Annotated in this window: 14 protein-coding genes; 4 read left to right on the top strand and 10 right to left on the bottom strand. The window is 37.2% G+C overall.

Annotated elements, in window-relative coordinates:
- Positions 1-2 precede the first annotated feature (2 nt).
- The 5 genes from mshL to I6E72_RS09160 are packed head-to-tail and all read right to left on the bottom strand — an operon-like array spanning position 3 to position 4,157.
- Positions 3-1,661: a pilus (MSHA type) biogenesis protein MshL gene (gene mshL / locus I6E72_RS09180; protein WP_197112165.1), complete on the bottom strand. Its 1,659-nt coding sequence runs from the start codon at positions 1,659-1,661 to the stop codon at positions 3-5.
- On the bottom strand, positions 1,645-1,968 hold the full coding sequence (locus tag I6E72_RS09175) for an agglutinin biogenesis protein MshK (RefSeq protein ID WP_197111969.1): 324 nt from the start codon (positions 1,966-1,968) through the stop codon (positions 1,645-1,647). Before I6E72_RS09175 ends, mshL begins: the two co-directional genes overlap by 17 nt.
- On the bottom strand, positions 1,946-2,641 hold the full coding sequence (locus I6E72_RS09170; RefSeq protein WP_101217851.1) for an agglutinin biogenesis protein MshJ: 696 nt from the start codon (positions 2,639-2,641) through the stop codon (positions 1,946-1,948). The genes I6E72_RS09175 and I6E72_RS09170 overlap by 23 nt, the downstream gene beginning before the upstream one ends.
- On the bottom strand, positions 2,638-3,237 hold the full coding sequence (locus I6E72_RS09165) for a PilN domain-containing protein (protein WP_231620522.1): 600 nt from the start codon (positions 3,235-3,237) through the stop codon (positions 2,638-2,640). The genes I6E72_RS09170 and I6E72_RS09165 overlap by 4 nt, the downstream gene beginning before the upstream one ends.
- The gene (locus I6E72_RS09160) at positions 3,234-4,157 is read right to left on the bottom strand and encodes an MSHA biogenesis protein MshI (RefSeq protein ID WP_101163202.1); all 924 of its coding nucleotides are present in this window, start codon (positions 4,155-4,157) and stop codon (positions 3,234-3,236) included. The genes I6E72_RS09165 and I6E72_RS09160 overlap by 4 nt, the downstream gene beginning before the upstream one ends.
- Positions 4,158-4,233: 76 nt before the next feature.
- On the opposite strand from I6E72_RS09160, the gene I6E72_RS09155 reads away from it, so the two are divergent.
- Complete coding sequence (locus tag I6E72_RS09155) at positions 4,234-5,142, top strand: 1-aminocyclopropane-1-carboxylate deaminase/D-cysteine desulfhydrase (protein ID WP_197111967.1); 909 nt, start codon at positions 4,234-4,236, stop codon at positions 5,140-5,142.
- On the opposite strand, the gene I6E72_RS09150 is transcribed toward I6E72_RS09155, so the two are convergent.
- The 4 genes from I6E72_RS09150 to I6E72_RS09135 form a co-directional block, all read right to left on the bottom strand.
- Positions 5,139-6,821 carry an EAL domain-containing protein gene (locus I6E72_RS09150; RefSeq protein ID WP_231620521.1) on the bottom strand — a complete coding sequence of 561 codons (1,683 nt, stop codon included), beginning with the start codon at positions 6,819-6,821 and terminating at the stop codon, positions 5,139-5,141. The two genes, I6E72_RS09155 and I6E72_RS09150, sit on opposite strands and share 4 nt — an antisense overlap.
- A gap of 452 nt (positions 6,822-7,273) precedes the next feature.
- Positions 7,274-10,003 (bottom strand): response regulator, encoded by a 2,730-nt coding sequence (locus tag I6E72_RS09145; protein ID WP_197111965.1) that lies wholly within the window; start codon positions 10,001-10,003, stop codon positions 7,274-7,276.
- Positions 10,004-10,247: 244 nt separating this feature from the next.
- Positions 10,248-10,970, bottom strand: coding sequence for a single-stranded DNA-binding protein (gene ssb / locus I6E72_RS09140; protein WP_007586300.1), 723 nt, complete (start codon positions 10,968-10,970; stop codon positions 10,248-10,250).
- 20 nt (positions 10,971-10,990) lie between these two features.
- Positions 10,991-12,358, bottom strand: coding sequence for an MFS transporter (locus tag I6E72_RS09135; RefSeq protein WP_010553785.1), 1,368 nt, complete (start codon positions 12,356-12,358; stop codon positions 10,991-10,993).
- Between the two features lie 162 nt (positions 12,359-12,520).
- On the opposite strand from I6E72_RS09135, the gene uvrA reads away from it, so the two are divergent.
- Positions 12,521-15,346, top strand: a complete 2,826-nt coding sequence (gene uvrA / locus I6E72_RS09130; protein WP_024607429.1) for an excinuclease ABC subunit UvrA — start codon at positions 12,521-12,523, stop codon at positions 15,344-15,346.
- A gap of 406 nt (positions 15,347-15,752) precedes the next feature.
- Here uvrA and I6E72_RS09125 read toward each other — a convergent pair whose 3' ends face one another.
- Complete coding sequence (locus I6E72_RS09125) at positions 15,753-17,894, bottom strand: winged helix family transcriptional regulator (RefSeq protein ID WP_024607209.1); 2,142 nt, start codon at positions 17,892-17,894, stop codon at positions 15,753-15,755.
- Between the two features lie 282 nt (positions 17,895-18,176).
- Between I6E72_RS09125 and I6E72_RS09120 the strand changes: the two genes are divergently transcribed.
- Entirely contained in the window at positions 18,177-18,542 is a 366-nt protein-coding gene (locus I6E72_RS09120) for a hypothetical protein (protein WP_024607210.1), read from the top strand.
- Positions 18,543-18,578: 36 nt separating this feature from the next.
- On the top strand, positions 18,579-19,499 hold the full coding sequence (locus I6E72_RS09115) for a TraB/GumN family protein (protein WP_024607211.1): 921 nt from the start codon (positions 18,579-18,581) through the stop codon (positions 19,497-19,499).
- Positions 19,500-19,530: the final 31 nt, after the last annotated feature.

Here is a 19,530-nt window from a genome sequence, read left to right as displayed (position 1 = left end):
AGTTAGTTTTCATACCATGTTTTTAAAAGCTGACGGCTTTCACCTTGTTGTTTTTTCCAAGTATCGGGCATAACAACGGTTGGTTTGATTAAAATAATTAGTTCTTTTTTCTCTTGGCGTTTACGAATACTTTTGAATAAGTTGCCAAATATGGGGATATCACCCAGCACGGGTGTTTTTGATTCTTCATCCTGTGTTGACGTTTGCATCAAACCACCAATAACCACTATTTCGCCACTTTGAGCGCGAATAACGGTATCTGATTCTCGAATGTTGCTCTGCGCTAGAGGTAATTCAAAACGTTGATCGTCTAAAGTAATTACCTTTAGCTGCTCTTCTGTTTCAGTTACTGAAGGGTGAACATGCAAAATAACTGAGCCGTACTTGTCAATTTGCGGCGTTACATCAAGCGCAATACCAGAAAAGAACGGTGTTAAATCAATCTCAGGCGAGGTAGTTGTAGCAGTACCTGTTACCGTCGTACTTGATACATTAGTAACAAAGTATTCGTCTTGCCCTACTTTTATAACTGCTTTTTGGTTGTTTGTAGCCGTAACGCGAGGGTTAGATAACATTTGCACATCACCTTGGGTTTCTAGCAAATTAATAACCCCGTTAAAGTCACCTTTTTGAATTGTCAGCGATGACGCTCCGCCAATGGCAGCCGAAATACTATTACTAATTGTAGAACCCGCTGTTGTAGCAAACGAAATACCGCCTTCTAAACCACTGGCTATGCGCTCCCAGTTGACCCCTTGTTGGTATTCATCTTTTAAGGTTACTTCTATTATTTTTGCTTCTAGAATAACTTGGCGTTGTAGGTTTTCTTGGCTTTGACGTAAAAACTCTTTTAGCTGACTAATTTCGCTTGGTAATGCATTTACGGTTACCAAACTAGCTTGTGGGCTTGCAACTACATAGCGCCCATCGCTTGCGCCAATTAAAGACTTAAGGGCAACTTCTAATTCCTTCCAAAAATCGTTTTTATTAATTGTTTGGATTCGAGAACCATTCAAATCTAAGCTTTGATTATCGCCGCCAAATTCACTATTTTGCTGGTTACTATTACCTGAACTTGAACCACTCGAACCACTGCCACTTTGTGCAAATTGACTCACCCCACCAGCAACAACACTCACTGTAGACTGACCATGGCGTTGCATCATTAAATAATTTACAGGTATTGTTTCTGTGCGCATTTTGGCTGGTAGTACTTGTACAATTCGTCCTTCATTAACAATATCTAAAGGATACATACGCTTAATAACATTAATGACTTCATTAAACGTAACGCTTTTAAGATTTAAATTAATTGTGCCATTTACCTCAGGATGCACAGCAACACTAAAAGGGGTATCGTCTGTTAAGCCTGCAAAAAAAGCGCCTATTTCGACATCATTTGCTGCGACATCAAAACGCTTTATAGATAAATCATCACTTATAGTTTGCTCATTATTTATAGATGACAATAAGCTTTGTGTAAGTTCGCTTGGCATTTGTAAAGGCGCAATTACTTTAGTCTCTTTAGGTCTTTCAGATAACTCTTGCTCTATATGATTTTTAACCTCTTTACCTGGTTTAAAGCTATGGCACGCAGTTAAAAATGTAGGTAACAATAGAAGAACAAGCCACGGATGAGATAAATTATTTTTTAATTTCATAGTCATATAATTCTAATTTTATTTGTTTATCATCATTTGCTAACACAACCTGTTTTGAGTTAATGCTTAGCACCCGAAAATCATCTACAGCATCACCAACTCGATAAATATGGCCTGAAATAATGGCCTTAAATGCTGTACTGTTTTTAATAATAGATTGCAATTTAAGTTCTGTACTTTGCTTAACTGGGCTATTGTTACTCACAAACATATTTGGCTGAGTCGGATCGCTAAGTTGCGCAAGCGCACTCGGCGCAATAATGTAAAAAGCCAAAGTACAAATACTATAACGCGATAAATTTTTCATTAGCGCTCACTGTAGCAATTTGTAAAGTTAATTCAGCCTGAGGGTACTCTAGTACCTGATAACTAAACTCTTGTATTAATAACTTATCTTGATTATTTTTTAATGCGGCTAAATATTTTTGTAAGCTAAAGTAGCTACCTTGCAAAGTAACTACCATCTGATGCTCAAAAAATAATGTTTGCGTATCATGTTCACCTAGTTTTTCTACATCGATAGCCCGTGCTGGTTTTACATTAAAGCTACTCACTTTTACGTCGCTACTATCTACGAGCAAATCTTTTAAAACGGCAGGTACATTTTTAGCAGCTACAAAGCCTTGGCTAAAACTATTAAGTTGATTATTTATTTCGGCTAATTCATCTCTGGTTTGTGCAATTTGACCGCGTAAAACCTTAGTGTAGTCGTAGTTTAGTGCTTGGTTTAACATGGAGAGTTGCGCATTTATCTGCTGTAACTCTTGCAGCGTTGTATTGTGCTTTGAACGTATGTTGGCAACTTCATCTTGCTGTGGAAAAATAACGAACCAGAGACCGAGGTAAATCACTATAAACAAACCAACAAATAAGGTGGAATACTTCTCACGTTTTTGCAGCGATGCAAACTGAGCTTGGTATTTGACCCATAATGGCCAACCTTTATTTTTATTATTCGGGCTACTTGTTGTTTGGCTCATGGTGTATCGCCCTCATCACTAAGGTCTGTCGCTACATTAAATTCACTCACACCTGCTTGCGTAGATAACTCTAAAACTGAAAACTCTTTATCAATAAAAAATGGCGACTGTTTTAAATTATCAAACCAAATTGGTAAGAATTTTGATTGCGATGTTTGACCTTGAAGCGTCACACTCTGCCCTACAAACTTAATGTGGGTCAGCCAAATATTAGGTTCATGATACTTCGCTAAATCGTGCATTACCTGTGCGTAGTCAGTTGCAGACTGATCTGAACTTTGCTCTAAATAGCTAAATATTTGCTGCTTGTGCAAAACCTCTTGCTGAAGTGTTTTTAGCTCATTAATAAAGAGTGTTTTATTTTGCTTCTCTGCTAACTGCTGTTTTACAACTTCTAACTGAGCTTTTCCTTGTTTGAGGTATTGCCTATTTTGTTCTAAATCAAGCTCACTAGAATATGTTTTATAACTGTAAAAAGCCCACGTGATTGCAATAATTAATAGCGCACCTAACCACAACGTAATCATTCCAGACAAAGGGACTGGGTCTCGCCGTACGCGTAAGGTTTTTTGATAAAAGTTAATCCGGGTTTTCATAGCACAGACTCAGGATCTGTTAATTGATAGGCTGCCCCAAGCGCATAATAAAAATTTGGCTCTAATTGCTGCGCTAATTCTAAGTTAGGCTCAAAATCTACAACTTTTACTTGTAAAAACTCTGCAAGCCCGGCTCTAAGAGTTAATGAAGATAAATCATCGCACTGTAACTGAATGCTGCGAATTGGTGGTTGCTTGAGCTGGCTTTCAAAAAAGTCCATAGAACGCTGAATTTCTAATCCTAACGCTTCTACCAATTCTTGATTTTGATCTTTATCTGAAATACCTAAAAAACCATTTAATCGTCTAGCTAATACTAATTGCCCATCACGAATAATTAAGATTCGAGGTTCATGATTAGCATGTTGCACAATCAGCATATGCGCCTCTTTGTATGAGCCAAACAAGGTAACTAAAACCATTTCTTCAGAGGTCATTGCACGCAAAACAGGTTTAGTTTGTTCAAAACTGTCTATAAACGGAAGTAGTTGCAGCTTATTCGTTATAAACACATTCATTTTGCTGCTTTGCATCGGTAATGTTATTGGATAATCAATAAAATCAGCCACAATATTTTCAGGCGCTATATCAACTAAATCTTTTGTAGTCCAAGGGAGTGACTGAATGATTTCTTCATCACTAAGGTTTGGTTTATCCATTTGCACTATTTGATAAAAGTAGTGCGGTATGACTAAATTAACGGCACAAATATCAGTAGAAACCTCATTTGTACAAGCAACAATTGCAGCGGTATAATCGGTTTGCTCAGACACATTTACACTGTGAGAACTGTGAACCATCCATTGGTCGCGTTGTTTTTTTAAACATACTGCGTTAACAGTATCTGCGTAAGTTGCAACACCAATAGCTGTATTTGGATCTAAACTACGATTTAACCATGAAAACAGCTTTTCTTTCATATAGCTACTATTGTTAATTGTGTATGAAATAAGTGTCGTACATTTTAACTACTTTGCCAAATTGAAAACCCAAAAAATGCATGAAACATTCAAAATAGATGAAAATAACTATATTCAACAAATACATAGCTCGTTTCTAAAAAAGAGAAACATTTATTTAGGTATAAAACGTGATGATTTGCTCCATCCGCTAATAAGTGGCAATAAATGGCGTAAATTAAAATATAATTTAGCGTACATGCAAAAGATAAATAAAACAGAACTTCTGACTTTTGGTGGTGCGTTTTCAAACCATATTCACGCCTGTGCAGCTGCCGGAAAAGAATTTAATATAAAAACTCGCGCGATTATTCGCGGACCAGAACTTGATAACAACAACCCAACAATCCAATTTGCAAAACATTGTGGTATGAACCTACATGTAGTTAATCGTATAGAGTATCGAAAACGCCACGACACCGATTACCTTAATGCTCTGCAAGAGCGCTTTCCAAATGCTTATATTATTCCCGAAGGTGGTACAAACGAGCACGCCTTATTAGGATGTAAAGAGTTAGTACAAAGCTTACCTGAGCATAACTACTTAGTGTGCCCTACCGGTAGTGGTGGCACGCTTGCTGGATTAATAGAGGGCAGTGCTTCAACAACACAAGTGATTGGTGTAGCAGTATTAAAACAAGCTAATTATTTAAATGAAGAAATAAAAAAGCTGAGCGCTAAAGCTAATAATCAAAACAACTGGCAGTTACTCACAGAGTTTCATGGTGGTGGCTATGGTAAGTTTTCACCTGAGTTATGGCAGTTTTGCCAAGATATGAGCCGCACACACAACCTACCGCTTGAGCCTATTTATAGCGGAAAAATGATGTATGCATTGTGGCAACTTATAGAGCAAGATTATTTCCCATCTGGGAGTAAAATTATTGCGGTTCATACTGGCGGGCTTCAGGGCTTGAATGGACTTAAATATAGAGGGTTAATTTAATTAAATACCGCTTGCGTAAACTCTTGAAGTGGCTCGGAAAAGTAAAACCCTTGAGCTCCCACCACTCCCAATTTGGCAAGCGTAAGTAGCTCTTTTTGAGTCTCTACGCCCACCGCGTATACGGGTAGATTTAAAAGACTAGCGGCTTCGACTATCATTTTTATTTTCTTTTGATTTTGAGTTTTTTCATTTAATAAATGAACCAGTTCGTAAGATAACTTAAGTCCACATACTTGGTTATAATCAACTAGCATGGCTACTTTCTCACTGCTTTTTACATTATCAATCACAATGTGTGAATGCCCTTTTTTAATAGCATTAAGTGCATTAGTTATCGACTCTCTATGAGTAAAAAATTCTGCCTCACTTATTTCAAATTGTAATTTAGTATTTAACTTGAGCTCTGCCATTTGATTGGCTAACCACTCCCAAAATACAGTATTAAACCAATTTTTAGGGTGTAAATTTACACTAACTGTTAAAGCCGAAGACTCACTGAGCATTAGCTTTTTGACTTGTGTTATTACTGCTTTATCTAATATTAAAGCGTCTTGATTACTATAAACCTGATTAATAAAATAACGAGCAGCTAGTAAACCAAGTTGGCTATGCCTAACTCTGATAAGAGCTTCATGTTCTAAAATTTCCCCGCTAGAGAGCTCAAATAAAGGCTGGAAGAATAATATAAATTTATTCTTTTTAATATTTTCGATAACTTGCTTACTAGAAAGTGGTTTTTCTTGACAGTAATTTAACGCTAAGCGGTGAGAATGCTGCACTAAGCTGTTTTGCGATAGCATAAGTGCTGATTTTGCTAACTGATAAACCGCAATTTTATCTGCGCCTAATCGATAGTCACACGCACCTATTTTAATGTTTTTATGAGTCATACTTTTTTGATGATTCTGGCATAGTAAAAACACACTTTTATGGAGCTTTTCAACGTAGCTATCTAACTCGAGAATAGGAATGTGTGGCAAGGTTACGGCCAAGTAACTGGAATTTAGTATTTTTACCGACACATCTTTAAATTCAGTCAATTTTCTAGTGATTAACACTTTAAAAATAGCTTCTTTATCGGTTTTCTTATCAAAGTTACATTCAATGAGTAAAAATAAGCTATGTGATGCTGTATTACCCCCATACAAAGAACTTAATTCGCATTTTTTTACTTGTTTAATTAATCGTATTTTATTTTGTTTTTGTTTAATAATTTTAGTAGGTTGTATCATTGTATTTTTAGGCGTAATTTTGCGGCTTACATTCAATAACCCCCACCAGCGATAAGACCAGCTAGCTGCGCCTAATATGATCAAGTTTAGCAATATAAATAAGTAACTTTGTGTTACCCAAGCAGGATAATGATAGAGGCTCAAACTTAATGTTTTATAAGAAAAAACTTCGCGCTCTATATTTACTAAATGCCTAAAATGCTCTGCAGGCTTTGGCACTTCCAACACAAAACCTTCACTTTTAGCTAATGCGGCCAACACTTCATTGTTTATAGAAGGAGATAAATTCAGCTCGTAAACTTGTTTAACGAACTGCTGGCCAGAAGCATGAACTTTTTGATGTAATGCATCATTTAGAACGAAATTAAAACTAATAAGTATCATTAAAAATAAGACAAAAGAGATACCTTTGAAGTACTTTAAAAGCCAGATTTTACTCTTTTGCATAGCCTGCCACTCGTTAAATTATTAACTAAAGTGTTGTTCAATATCTATAGAAGTACAAGGCTGTAAACTAAGTTTAAACGTTTATTAATAGCGCTAAACAAAAAACACTCAGATAAACGAGAACTTACAAAAACAAACAACTATGCCCTTTATTTTATAAATAGATAATATTGAATCCTCAAGCTTAAGCGCGTTTTGTTTGTAGTGTGTGCAGCGAAGCGATGTGCTTTGTTTATGGTGCCTAACTCACTAACTTCTGACATTGATAATTCAACCTTTGCTGAAATAAACATATGGGGAAAAGAATGTATGAGACTTCATATAGCACCCGGTGAGTCAAATTCTATTTTATGAAGTTTCTTTTTAAGTTATCCAAAATAGGCTCAAGCCAGCGGACAATATTACGATAGGTACTTAATATGGATAATTATTAAATCACTTTAATGGCTCAGCTATTTATTTAAACAGCGGATTATAGTTTCACGTAGATTTTGCGCTTTAATAGGCTTTGCAACATGGGCGTTCATGCCAATGGATAAGTATCGTGTAATATCATCTTTCATAACATTAGCTGTTAAAGCAATTATTGGAATATTTGCGATTGCTTTGTCACTATCGCTACGAATAATTTTACTCGCCTCAACCCCGTCCATAATAGGCATATGAATATCCATCAAAATAATATCGTACGCTTGTGATTTCACGGCTTGAATACATTCTAATCCATTGTCGACCAAGTAAATTTGAGCATCAGCCTTCTCTAGTATGTTTGTAACGATAAGCCTGTTGATCGAGTTATCTTCCACAACCAATATTTTTATACCTGTCAGCGACGCTTCACTTACGGTGTTTACTATAGGTACTTCATTGAGAGGGCCTACTACTTTACTTTCAATCGCCTCATACAAAACACTCGTGTATACAGGTTTCTGCAAAATAGTTTTTATACTTACTTTTTTGGCTGCATTATTAAGTAAACTTTCGTCACTCATTATAAGCACAATCGTGTTGTTATAAAGTTGAGGATTAATATTGAAAATACGTATTAAAAAAGTTTCGCTACTCATTGATGGCATTGCCCAGTCGACAATAACAACTTTAAATTTCTCTTTATTGTGTTCAATAATATCAATAGCTTGTTTAGCAGATTGACAGGCCGTACATACTAGCCCCATAGCCGTTAGCTGATTTTCAATTACCTTAAGATCATCTTCATTATCATCTACAATTAATACCTCGAACGAATCAGTAAAAGTTAGGTCGGGAGTATTATCAATCAATGCTTGGTTATTCAATTTCACCTTAATCGAAGCTATAAATTCACTACCTACACCTTGAGTACTTTTTACCGTTATATCCCCACCCATCGATTGGCATAAACGCTTACTTATAGTTAAACCTAAACCTGTACCGCCAAACTTCCTGGTTGTAGAGCTGTCAGCTTGAGTAAAAGATTCAAATAAATCGGCAAGGCTTTGCTCAGCAATCCCAATACCGGAATCCTTAACAATGAAATACAAACAAACGCTCTTAGGATCAGCTAACGATCTTTTTGATTCTATTAATACCGATACAAAGCCGTGTGTAGTAAATTTAATTGCGTTAGAGCATAAATTTAGCAGTACTTGGTTTATTCGAACTACATCACCTATTAAATCGAGTTTAACCTCTTTACCAATGACAATATCAAATGTGATCCCTTTGCGTTGAGCTAGCTCATCAAAAGTTGCTTTGATGTAGTCAACAACCGAATTTACAGAAAAAGGAAATTCCTCAAGGTTAATATTTCCAGACTCAATTTTTGAAAAGTCTAAAATATCGTTAATAACTACAAGAAGTTGATCTGAAGAATATTTAATTTTATTTAAATAATGCTCATATTCTCCAGGCAAACCTTTTTCGAGCAAAATGTTGGTTAAGCCAATAATCCCACTCATAGGAGTTCTGATTTCATGACTCATATTTGCTAAAAATTCAGACTTAGCAGATGTCAGCTTTTCGGCCTCTTCTTTGGCTTGCAACAGTTCTTCAGTACGCTGTTCAACGCGAGACTCTAATCTTTGCTTTTCTTCATCAAGCTCTTTTAAAAGTTGAATGCGGCGTTGATTTAAAAACAATACGAAAACTAAAAAGCTGCTAAGAATAAAAATAATCGCAGTAGCGCTGTAAATTAATGTTTTATTTTGCTCAAAATAGGTTGGCTCGTAATAAGATATAATCGACTTTTCTGGCAAGCTTTGTGGAGCTATATCGAACTTGTTTAATTGACGCCAGTCATAAGCGTAAACACTTAGCCCTTCACCACTTATTTCACTTAAGCTTTTATTTTCATTGTATAAAATTATCGAATCGGCAATACGTTCGCCTATTTTTTCACCCGACAACACATACCCACCAACAACACCTGAGCCTAATAGTACCTTCCAATAACTAAAAACGGGCGCTGAACTTGCTTTTGCTAATTGCTCTACGAGCTGATAAGGGCTAAGGGATTTATTATCGTAATGTCTGAAAATGGGTGTAAACAATATAATTGAATCATCTGGCGCATTTTTTACTTTAGTGAGTAGCTCTGGCATTGAAAGATCAAACCACTTCTCTACGTCTAAATACGAAAAGTCACGGTTAATAACCGAAAAGAGCCCTCGATAAAAGCTCATCCCAATATCGTTTTTTGTATCTAATATAACGATTAATTTTTTAGGCTTCATTAAATTAACAGCGCTTGCTGTTGCTTGCGCGTAATCTAATTTAGCTTGGATCACTGCTCCGTTAGTATTTTTAGGCAAACTAAATTGAGCGCCTGGTTCCAAATATATTCTTGGAGCATTTATAAAAAAGTCATCTAATTGCGATAAAAGTACTGCTGCAGAAGGAGACTGAGTAACAATGATATCGATGTGCTTATTTTTATATTTTTGTTTGAGGTAGTCCTTCATTAACTGTTTTTGATTTGCTTCATCGAATCGGTTTACATCCATATTTTCAACGAAGAGTTCATAACTAAAAGAACGTTCTATAAGTTTTTTACGCAGTCCAGAATCAACACTTTTGTGCCAAGGCATATCTTGGTTTGTTGAATTTATAAATAAAACATGAGTAACACTTGAAGAAGGTTGAGCGTTTGAAATTGGACTCACAAATTGAAAAACAAGAAATAAAAATAAGATATTAGTTTTCATGTTTCTCATTGTGTAATCAAGGTAAAAGTCTTTTAATGGTAAGTGTTAACGATATATATATCAATTAAATAAAATGTAAATATCACCATAATTTAACATGTTTACTAATACTATTTCATTTTATTGCTTAATGACGATATTCATTGATAGTTCTGGGTTGCCCTCACTACACAACTCGTATAAAAAAGCCCCGTATGAACGGGGCTTTTCTATAATACATCTTTACACTGTAAAGGTTGGGACACTAAAAAGGGATATCGTCGTCAAAATCAATGGTTGGTTCCATTGGGTTTGATGCGCCACCTTGCGGAGCACTTTGTGGTTTAGGAGCGAAACCACCTTGCTGTTGTGGTGCACTTTTTTGCTGTGGTGCATAACCACCTTGCGGCTGATATTGATTACTTTGCTGCTGTGGTGCTGGAGCCGGTTTTGGTTGTGCTGCTGGTGCGGCTTGTTGCTGCGGATTATAGCCACTTTGCTGTGCAGCTTGGCCTTGGTTATTTTGACCGTAACCACCGCTTTGTTGACCACCTTGCGGCTGATTACCTTGGTAACCACCACCTTGTTGTCCACCTTGCGGCTGATTACCTTGGTAACCACCACTTTGCTGATCGCCACCACGTGCGCCTAACATTTGCATTTGACCAGTAAAGCCATCTACAACTATTTCTGTAGTGTATTTTTCTTGGCCTTGTTGATCGGTCCACTTACGTGTTTGAAGCTTACCTTCAACATAAATTTGTGAACCTTTACGACAATATTCACCAACAATTTCAGCTAATTTGCCAAAGAACACAACACGATGCCACTCAGTTTTATCAACCATTTGGCCAGTGTTTTTATCTTTATAGCTATCCGAAGTTGCTAAGGTAATATTTGCTACACCATTGCCGTTAGGCATATAACGAACTTCAGGATCTTGCCCTAAATTACCAACCAAAATTACTTTGTTCACACCGCGTGCCATGGAACCATCTCCTATAAATGTTAGATTAAACCAGCTACTTTACGCGCTTGGTCTAGGTCAAATTCTTTATCATTAATCTTTAAATAGCTGCGACTTTCATCGCGAACCACAGTTGCTTCTATTACGCCTGGTAAAGCAACTAACTGAGAAGCAAGTGTTTGAGCATGCTCTTCAGAATCTAATTTGGTCATTAAACTAATAACTTTACTTTTGGGTGGGACTTGCATTTTCCACGCAATAATAAGCCATATTAACCCAACAAGTGCCGCTGCCGCAAACACAGCTTGCGTCGTTGTAGTTTGTGCTACATAACCACCTAACATACCGCCTAAAAAGGCGCCTAAAAACTGACTAGATGAGTAGCCACCCATTGCTGAACCTTTTTGGCTTGCAGGTGCTATTCGCGATACAAGCGCAGGCATAGTGGCTTCTAAAAAGTTAAACGCCACAAAATAAAGCAGCATACACACAGCAATGCCTACTACACTATTAACCCATACCGACATTGCTAGCATACTAATAGTTAACAAGGCTACTGAGCCAATAAATGCTTGTTTTTCTTTCTCTTTTTTAATGGCCACAATCATTATTGGTACCATTAATAAAAATGCTAAAAATAGCACTGGAATATATAAATACCAGTGATGGTCGGCAACTAAGCCATCTTTAATTAATTGACTCGGCAGTACGACAAATATTGTGGTTAGCGTTAAGTGTAATAGCAATACACCTGCATTTAATCGTGCTAACTGAGGGTGCTTAATTAGTTTTTTAATGTCGCTAAAGCTTGCTAATGTATCGCCTTTGGGCGCTTTATTTACCGCATTTGGCACTAGCATAGTCACTATAAATATACCAAAAACAGCTAAAATAGCAGTCAACCAAAATACACCCGCAATACCCCACGAAGCTGCGACAATTGGCCCAAGTAGCATAGCAAAGGCAAAGCTCATTCCTATGCTCATACCAATAACGGCCATTACTTTTGGTCGTTGCTCATCGCGGCTTAAATCAGAAGCAAACGCGAGTAGTGCACTGGCTATTGCGCCCATACCTTGTAGAGCGCGGCCTACGGTAACCATTTGAATAGAGTCAGCTAATGCAGCAACTACAGAGCCAATAGCAAATACGACTAAGCCACCAACAATAACCTTTTTACGACCAATCTTATCGGATAATCGACCCATAGGTATTTGTAATACGGCTTGCGTTAAACCATACGCACCAATGGCAAAACCAATCCAAATAGGCGAAAAACCTTCAAGCGATTGTCCATAAATAGCCAATACAGGCATCAGCATAAACAAGCCGAGCATTCTAAATGCAAACACACTCGCCAGCGATACTGCGGCGCGTTTTTCTCGTGAATTAAGTGAAGATGCGGTCATTATCTGCGTGATCTTACTCTATGAAAAATTGAGGTTGGGATTCTACCATAAGCTTGGCAATAATTAATCGCCTATAAGTAAGGATTTTTCATTGATCAAGGATTAATATTGCTTCGTATTATGCGATACTGAGTAAATAATTTTGGTAATAAACGAGATAGCATGGAAAACATTGAAGTCCGAGGCGCCCGTACGCATAATTTAAAAGACATCAGCCTAACCATCCCACGTGATAAATTAATAGTTATTACTGGTCTATCTGGTTCGGGGAAGTCATCACTTGCATTTGATACACTTTATGCAGAAGGACAACGCCGGTATGTTGAATCACTTTCTGCGTATGCAAGACAATTTTTATCGCTTATGGAAAAGCCTGATGTAGATCACATCGAAGGCCTCTCTCCTGCAATTTCTATTGAGCAAAAATCAACGTCTCATAATCCACGATCAACTGTGGGTACTATTACCGAAATTTACGATTATTTACGACTTATGTTTGCCCGCGTTGGCGAACCACGATGCCCTACACATGATTTACCACTTGCTGCGCAAACCGTTAGTCAAATGGTAGATACTGTTTTGGCACTGCCTGAAGGCAGTAAGTTAATGCTGCTTGCGCCAATAGTAAAAGAGCGTAAAGGTGAGCATGTTAAGTTATTAGAGCAGCTATCAAGCCAAGGTTATATTCGCGCCCGTATAGACGGTGAAGTATGTGACTTATCTGATCCACCAACACTTGAGCTTCATAAAAAACATACAATAGAAGTTGTTGTAGACAGATTTAAAGTAAAAGATGGCTTACAACAACGCTTAGCAGAATCGTTTGAAACTGCGCTTGAAATGTCTAATGGCGTTGCACATGTAGCATACATGGATGATAGCAGCGCTGAAGAAATTCTATTCTCAGCAAACTTTGCCTGCCCTACTTGTGGCTATGCAATGACTGAGCTAGAACCGCGTTTGTTTTCGTTTAATAACCCTGCTGGTGCGTGCCAAACCTGTGATGGTTTAGGTATACGTCAATATTTCGATCCTAATCGCGTAGTGCATAACCCAGAGTTAAGCCTTGCTGGCGGTGCAATTAAAGGCTGGGATAAACGCAGCTTTTATTACTATCAAATGCTACAAGCCGTTGCTGAGCATTATAGTTTTGATTTAGATGTGCCTTATCAAGATTTAGACAGCGACTCGAAAAAAATTATTTTAGATGGCTCTGGTAGCACTAAAATTGCGTTTAATTACCGTAACGACCGTGGCGATTTAATTACGCGCAATCATGAGTTTGAAGGCGTGTTAAACAACATGAATCGCCGCTACCGCGAGACCGAGTCAAACTCAGTACGCGAAGAGCTTGCTAAATACCAAACAAGCCAAGCATGTCCTAGCTGTAATGGCTCGCGTTTACGCGAAGAATCTCGAAATGTATTTATTGGAAAAACCAACTTACCTGCAATCACGTGCATGAGTATTGGTGAAGCTATGGAATTTTTTGAAGGGTTAACGCTAACCGGACAAAAAGGCCAAATAGCTGAAAAAATATTAAAAGAAATTCGCGACCGTTTATCGTTTTTAATTAACGTTGGCCTAAATTACTTATCACTTGAGCGCAGCGCCGACACACTATCAGGTGGTGAAGCTCAGCGTATTCGCTTAGCAAGCCAAATTGGTGCAGGCCTTGTAGGTGTAATGTACGTACTAGATGAGCCATCTATTGGGCTGCATCAACGCGATAACGACCGTTTATTACAAACACTGGTCCATTTGCGCGACTTAGGTAACACCGTTATTGTGGTAGAGCACGATGAAGATGCTATTCGTGCCGCTGACCATATTATTGATATTGGCCCAGGCGCGGGTGTTCATGGTGGGCATATTATTGCTCAAGGAACACGCGACGATATTTTAGCAAGCAAAGAGTCTGTTACGGGCCAGTTTTTATCTGGCGTACGTAGAATAGAAATACCAAAAGAACGTCACCCAACAAATGACAAATGGCTAGAGCTATTTGGCGCAACGGGTAATAATCTTAAAAATGTGGATTTAAAAATCCCATTTGGTTTAATGACCTGTGTGACAGGTGTATCGGGCTCAGGTAAATCAACGCTAATAAACGACACTTTGTTTAAACTTGCTCATACAGAGCTAAATGGCGCAACCACTGCCGAAGCTGCTCCATATAAATCAATTAGCGGTTTAGATCATTTTGATAAAGTGATCGATATTGATCAAAGCCCGATTGGTCGTACTCCGCGTTCAAATCCGGCAACCTACACAGGTATATTTACCGGCATTCGTGAGTTATTTGCAGGTACACAAGAAGCGCGCTCACGTGGCTACAAAGTAGGTCGCTTTAGCTTTAACGTTAAAGGCGGACGCTGTGAAGCTTGCCAAGGTGACGGCTTAATTAAAGTTGAAATGCACTTTTTACCTGATGTGTATGTACCGTGTGATGTATGTAAGAGTAAACGCTATAACCGCGAAACCCTCGAAGTACAATACAAAGGTAAAAACATACACCAAGTGCTTGAGATGACTGTTGAAGACGCTCATGATTACTTTGATAAAATACCGGCTATTGCCCGTAAGCTTAAAACGCTGATGGACGTTGGTTTGTCGTACGTGCGTTTAGGTCAAGCCGCTACTACTCTCTCTGGTGGTGAGGCGCAACGTGTAAAATTAGCGCGCGAGCTATCAAAGCGTGATACTGGTAAAACGCTCTACATATTAGATGAGCCAACAACAGGCTTACACTTTGCTGACATTGAACAGCTGCTTGTTGTGCTTCATCGCTTGCGCGATCACGGCAATACAATTGTTGTTATTGAGCACAACCTCGATGTAATTAAAACAGCAGATTGGGTTATCGATTTAGGACCTGAAGGCGGTGCTGGCGGTGGTGAAATACTCATTGCAGGTACGCCAGAAGAAGTAGCCGAATGTGAGCGTTCACATACAGGGCATTACCTAAAAACTCTATTAAATAAATAGAGGTTTAGTTGTTACAAATCAATCGGCATTAAGGTTATTTAACTGTCGAGATTACATTTGATTAAAAATAGCGAGAAGACTCACTTCTCGCTATTTTTTTTGCTCTAATTTTTCATTTATCAACATAATACAAATCCGCAATAATACTTAATCATTTTGCGGGGCTAAACGTGTCGCTACCTGTGTTAAAAAATTCTCATTTACGACTGCATGGATGCAGAAGGTAGAGCAATGCAGGAGCAATTGCCGAGAACAACTAAATAGCGAATTTTTTGCCTAGCTATCAACACGTTTTTCCATCCTCAAAATAGATCACTTAATTAAGCGAATTGGTATAACAATCGAAAATGTTATTAAAGAAAAACAACACACTGCTACAAACTTAATCTAAAAAGATAGACACGCCCTAGTCATTCCAGCTTATCTGTATTATTTGCATGTCTTTATATTTCGATTCTGTAAATAAAATCTGATTGTTATTACTAATAAAAAATGCGATGGGTTTAAAATCAACGTGCACATCTTTTACTGTTTTATCTTCTAAATTAAGCCTAGCAACTCTTGAAATAGCATCAGAGTAGTAAAGGTAATTACCATTAATGGCAAAAACTTGTGCTTGTCGCGCGTCTTTAGGCAATTCCCAACTCTGTTTATTTGATAATTTAATTAACTGATTATTAGTAATTGCATAATTAGTACCGTCAGCGCCTGAAATTAATTTGTTGGCTTTAACATCCTCTAATATAGTTGTGTCTCGCGTTAATAAATTAAACTGAGAAAATAGATTTTCTGAACCACGTCGCTCTAAATAAATTATACTTTCATTATCTTTAGACCATACATAGCTTAGTATTTTTCGCCCTTCAAACTCAGCTATGGTATAGAGCTTGTTCGACATAACGTCAAAAAATGCAATATCACTATTAACTCTTAATAAAACACGATCTTGCTTACTCGATACCCTTAGTCCGCCAATAGCAAAGGTAGATTTACCTTCATAAGTAAAGTTACTAAGTTGCTTTGTAAGTCCATTTTGAGATAACCACAACTGACTGCTACCAGAGCGCTCGGATACAAAAATATGCGCTGGCCCTTTCTCATTAATGACTTCTGCAATGATGTAGTCGTCTTCATCACTTTTGTAGAGTGCTTCATACTCAGGAGTATCGCTAAAAAGATTAGTCGCTTTAATTAACGAAAATGTTTGTGTTTTATTTGCTGAGTAAAAAAGGCTATTAGCAGATTGAACTGCAATATAATAAGGTGAAATTGCTGGGGTAACCGTTAGTGTGCGTTTAATAATATTATTTTCATCAAACACAATGGTTGAAAGATCAGAGTCTTCAAAAACAATCACGCCTTTATCGTCTGCAAGCCAATCAAACGCGAAGCTAATTATGCTTTTCTTTGCTTTAAATAACCGCTTGGTTTCATGGGTCTCAAAGTTGTAGCTAAATACAGAAAAAGGCTTACCCTTTTGACTAAGTACATATGCTATTTTACTACCAGAATGAGATAAGCGCGGCATGATTACGCCATACATGATGCCTGGTGGTGGGATCACTATGAATTCTTTTTTAAGTTCTAAATCATATTTATATAAACCTGAACCCTCATGCTCATTTTTATATTCGGTGTAATAAATATGCTCACCACTTTCGTCTACTTGCGCATAACCTGTGTATCTAAGGTCGCACTTTTTAATTAATGTAGCCTTTCCTATAACAGGAAACTGGCTTAAATCAACCAGTACCATTTCACACTTTTGCTGCTTTAAGTTTGTCGCTTGTAACAACACAGAGTGCTGATTTAACTGCCACGATAAAATGGATACTTGAAAGCCAGGATAGGTAATTTCAACTTCCCTTTGATCAGATAGTCGCTTTACAAATGCATGCATTACGTCATTTTCAGGTTCAACATTTGTATAAGCTAAATATTGTTTATCTGAGGACATCTCAGGATGAACCTCACTGCCTATATTCCACGTGCTTGCTACCTTATTAACCGTGATCTGTTTAATCTTTTCGCTAGAAGGTGCATTAATAAAAAACAACCCAAACCATACTAAAAAGCACAGGCAAATAATGGCGAATAAAGAATAAATCAAAAACTTTTTACTATTCGTTCTTTGAACTGGTTGCGAAATAGTTGCAGTAGCTATCTCTTCATTTTTGGCAGAAATACCCGGTGAGTCAGGCAAAATGTTTGCAGGCTCTTTCGAAACGTTTGCTTGCGTTAAACGCTCAGGTATTACTGTTAGGCTATATCCTTTACGGTAATGCGTTTTTAAAAGCGGCGCTTTTTCAATTGGGTGGGCAAGTTGCTTTCTTAACTCTGATATTGCACGGTTAATCGCATTATCGTCAACAAAGCTTTGTTGCCACACACTCTCAATAAGCTCTTGGCGGGAAACGATTTGTTGAGGCTTATCTATAAAGTGGAGTAATAACTTTACTAAAAGTGGATCTAATTCCCTTTCTAAATGGTTTGAAGTAATCACACAGCGATTACTAATAAATTGCCAAGGTCCGATTTGATAATTCATAGTCTTTACGTATTTTTATTTTTATAAACCGTATCACATCTACACTTTATTTTATAGAAAAAGCATTTTAAACCTTATATTAGCATTATAAGGTTTAAAGCTAACACACTAAATTTAAACAATTATTTAGCTTTAAAACCTTATCTATTAATTGCTCATAACTAGATAAGCGACTCTTAATAAATTCAGCGATATTCTTTAAACCGTCATCAACAAGCAGCTTAGTAAAAAATCATTTGTGATTCTAAATTGGCTGCAGCAAAAAATATAAAAGGTTTAATTATGAACAGCACAATGAAAAAAGTACTACCGGCTTTACTACTAGCAACTGCTTTTAATACTACTTCAGTTGTTGCAGCTGACACTAAACAAAACACCGTTCAAAATAATTTTGAGAAATGCATGATTGGTGAAAGCATAAAGGCAATTAACCCTGTTAATCAAAAACTACAAAAAACAAACAAAATAGACGCTTCTGAGTCTTTAAAAAGTAATGTTGATAAGCAAACGTTACTTTCTTCAATAGATGAAAAAATTTCAGCTGAGCTTGACTCTTCAATGAGCAAAATAAACTCGCAAATTGATAAAAATCTTTCAAAGGTAACATCGTCAATCACTGCATATTTCAGCAATGTGTTATCGAACTAAAAACAATAAAATTAAAAGTTATATTAAGGAATTATCATGAAAAAATTCACAAAAAAATTAGTATCTGCCAGCGTATTACTTAGTTGCAGCCTTTTAGCAAATACAGCACAGGCTCAAAGCTCTGTATGGCAAGTAAGTAATGGCAATGACTCACTATTTATTGGCGGTACAGTTCACATACTACCTAAAGCTGAAATGCCACTACCCGCTGAGTTTAACCATGCTTATGAACAAGCAGATACAATTATTTTAGAAGCACCGTTACCTGACCCAGCCGACACCAATGCACAAATGCAAATGTTAGGTGCGCTATCGTATACAAATAACGAAACGTTAAGTCAAAAGCTAGAACCCGAGATTAAGGCTTTACTTGAAAATAAGCTTAGCGAGTTTGGCGCTAACCTAGCTAAGTTAGATGGTTTTCGCCCTGCTATGGTTAGTATTGTCTTAATGTCGATGGAGCTTCAAAAGCAAAATTTAATGGGTGAAGGGGTTGATGCTTACTTTACTAAAAAAGCGACTGAAGATAACAAAACAAAAAATTACTTAGAAACAATCGAATTTCAGTTAGAGCTTTTTAAAACAATGGGTCAAGGCAACGAGAACGATTTCATTAAACGTAACTTAGCCGAGCTTCACAACTATGGCGATATGTTTAAAGAACTTTTAGCTGCCTGGCGCAAAGGTGATACAGACACACTGAATAAAGTAGCACTTGAAGATATGCAGCAAAATGATCCGAATAGTTATAAACAACTCATTACAGATAGAAATAATGATTGGTTACCAAAAGTAGAAGCCATGTTTAACAACGACAAAAATGAGTTTGTACTTGTTGGAGTTGGCCACCTTGCAGGACAAGATAGTTTACTTACCTTACTTGAAAACAAAGGCTACAGCGTTTCTTTAGTCAGTGTTGATAGCACGGCAGATATAACAGTAAGAGGCGCTGAATAATGGATAAAACAGATAAACTAGCGATATCGCT

Source organism: Pseudoalteromonas sp. NSLLW24, assembly GCF_015864725.1.
Lineage (GTDB): Bacteria > Pseudomonadota > Gammaproteobacteria > Enterobacterales > Alteromonadaceae > Pseudoalteromonas > Pseudoalteromonas arctica.
The sequence above is the reverse complement of the archived record's forward strand: the minus strand, read 5'-3'. Positions and strand labels throughout refer to the sequence as shown.

Bases quoted from the DNA above. Each gene is read 5' to 3' on its own strand.
- I6E72_RS09170 (WP_101217851.1), bottom strand. From the start codon at position 2,641: ATGAGCCAAACAACAAGTAGCCCGAATAATAAAAATAAAGGTTGGCCA.
- ssb (WP_007586300.1), bottom strand. From the start codon at position 10,970: ATGGCACGCGGTGTGAACAAAGTAATTTTGGTTGGTAATTTAGGGCAA.
- mshL (WP_197112165.1), bottom strand. From the start codon at position 1,661: ATGAAATTAAAAAATAATTTATCTCATCCGTGGCTTGTTCTTCTATTG.
- I6E72_RS09175 (WP_197111969.1), bottom strand. From the start codon at position 1,968: ATGAAAAATTTATCGCGTTATAGTATTTGTACTTTGGCTTTTTACATT.
- I6E72_RS09155 (WP_197111967.1), top strand. From the start codon at position 4,234: ATGCATGAAACATTCAAAATAGATGAAAATAACTATATTCAACAAATA.
- I6E72_RS09120 (WP_024607210.1), top strand. From the start codon at position 18,177: ATGAACAGCACAATGAAAAAAGTACTACCGGCTTTACTACTAGCAACT.
- I6E72_RS09135 (WP_010553785.1), bottom strand. From the start codon at position 12,358: ATGACCGCATCTTCACTTAATTCACGAGAAAAACGCGCCGCAGTATCG.
- I6E72_RS09150 (WP_231620521.1), bottom strand. From the start codon at position 6,821: ATGCAAAAGAGTAAAATCTGGCTTTTAAAGTACTTCAAAGGTATCTCT.
- I6E72_RS09125 (WP_024607209.1), bottom strand. From the start codon at position 17,894: ATGAATTATCAAATCGGACCTTGGCAATTTATTAGTAATCGCTGTGTG.
- I6E72_RS09115 (WP_024607211.1), top strand. From the start codon at position 18,579: ATGAAAAAATTCACAAAAAAATTAGTATCTGCCAGCGTATTACTTAGT.
- I6E72_RS09160 (WP_101163202.1), bottom strand. From the start codon at position 4,157: ATGAAAGAAAAGCTGTTTTCATGGTTAAATCGTAGTTTAGATCCAAAT.
- I6E72_RS09145 (WP_197111965.1), bottom strand. From the start codon at position 10,003: ATGAAAACTAATATCTTATTTTTATTTCTTGTTTTTCAATTTGTGAGT.
- uvrA (WP_024607429.1), top strand. From the start codon at position 12,521: ATGGAAAACATTGAAGTCCGAGGCGCCCGTACGCATAATTTAAAAGAC.
- I6E72_RS09165 (WP_231620522.1), bottom strand. From the start codon at position 3,237: ATGAAAACCCGGATTAACTTTTATCAAAAAACCTTACGCGTACGGCGA.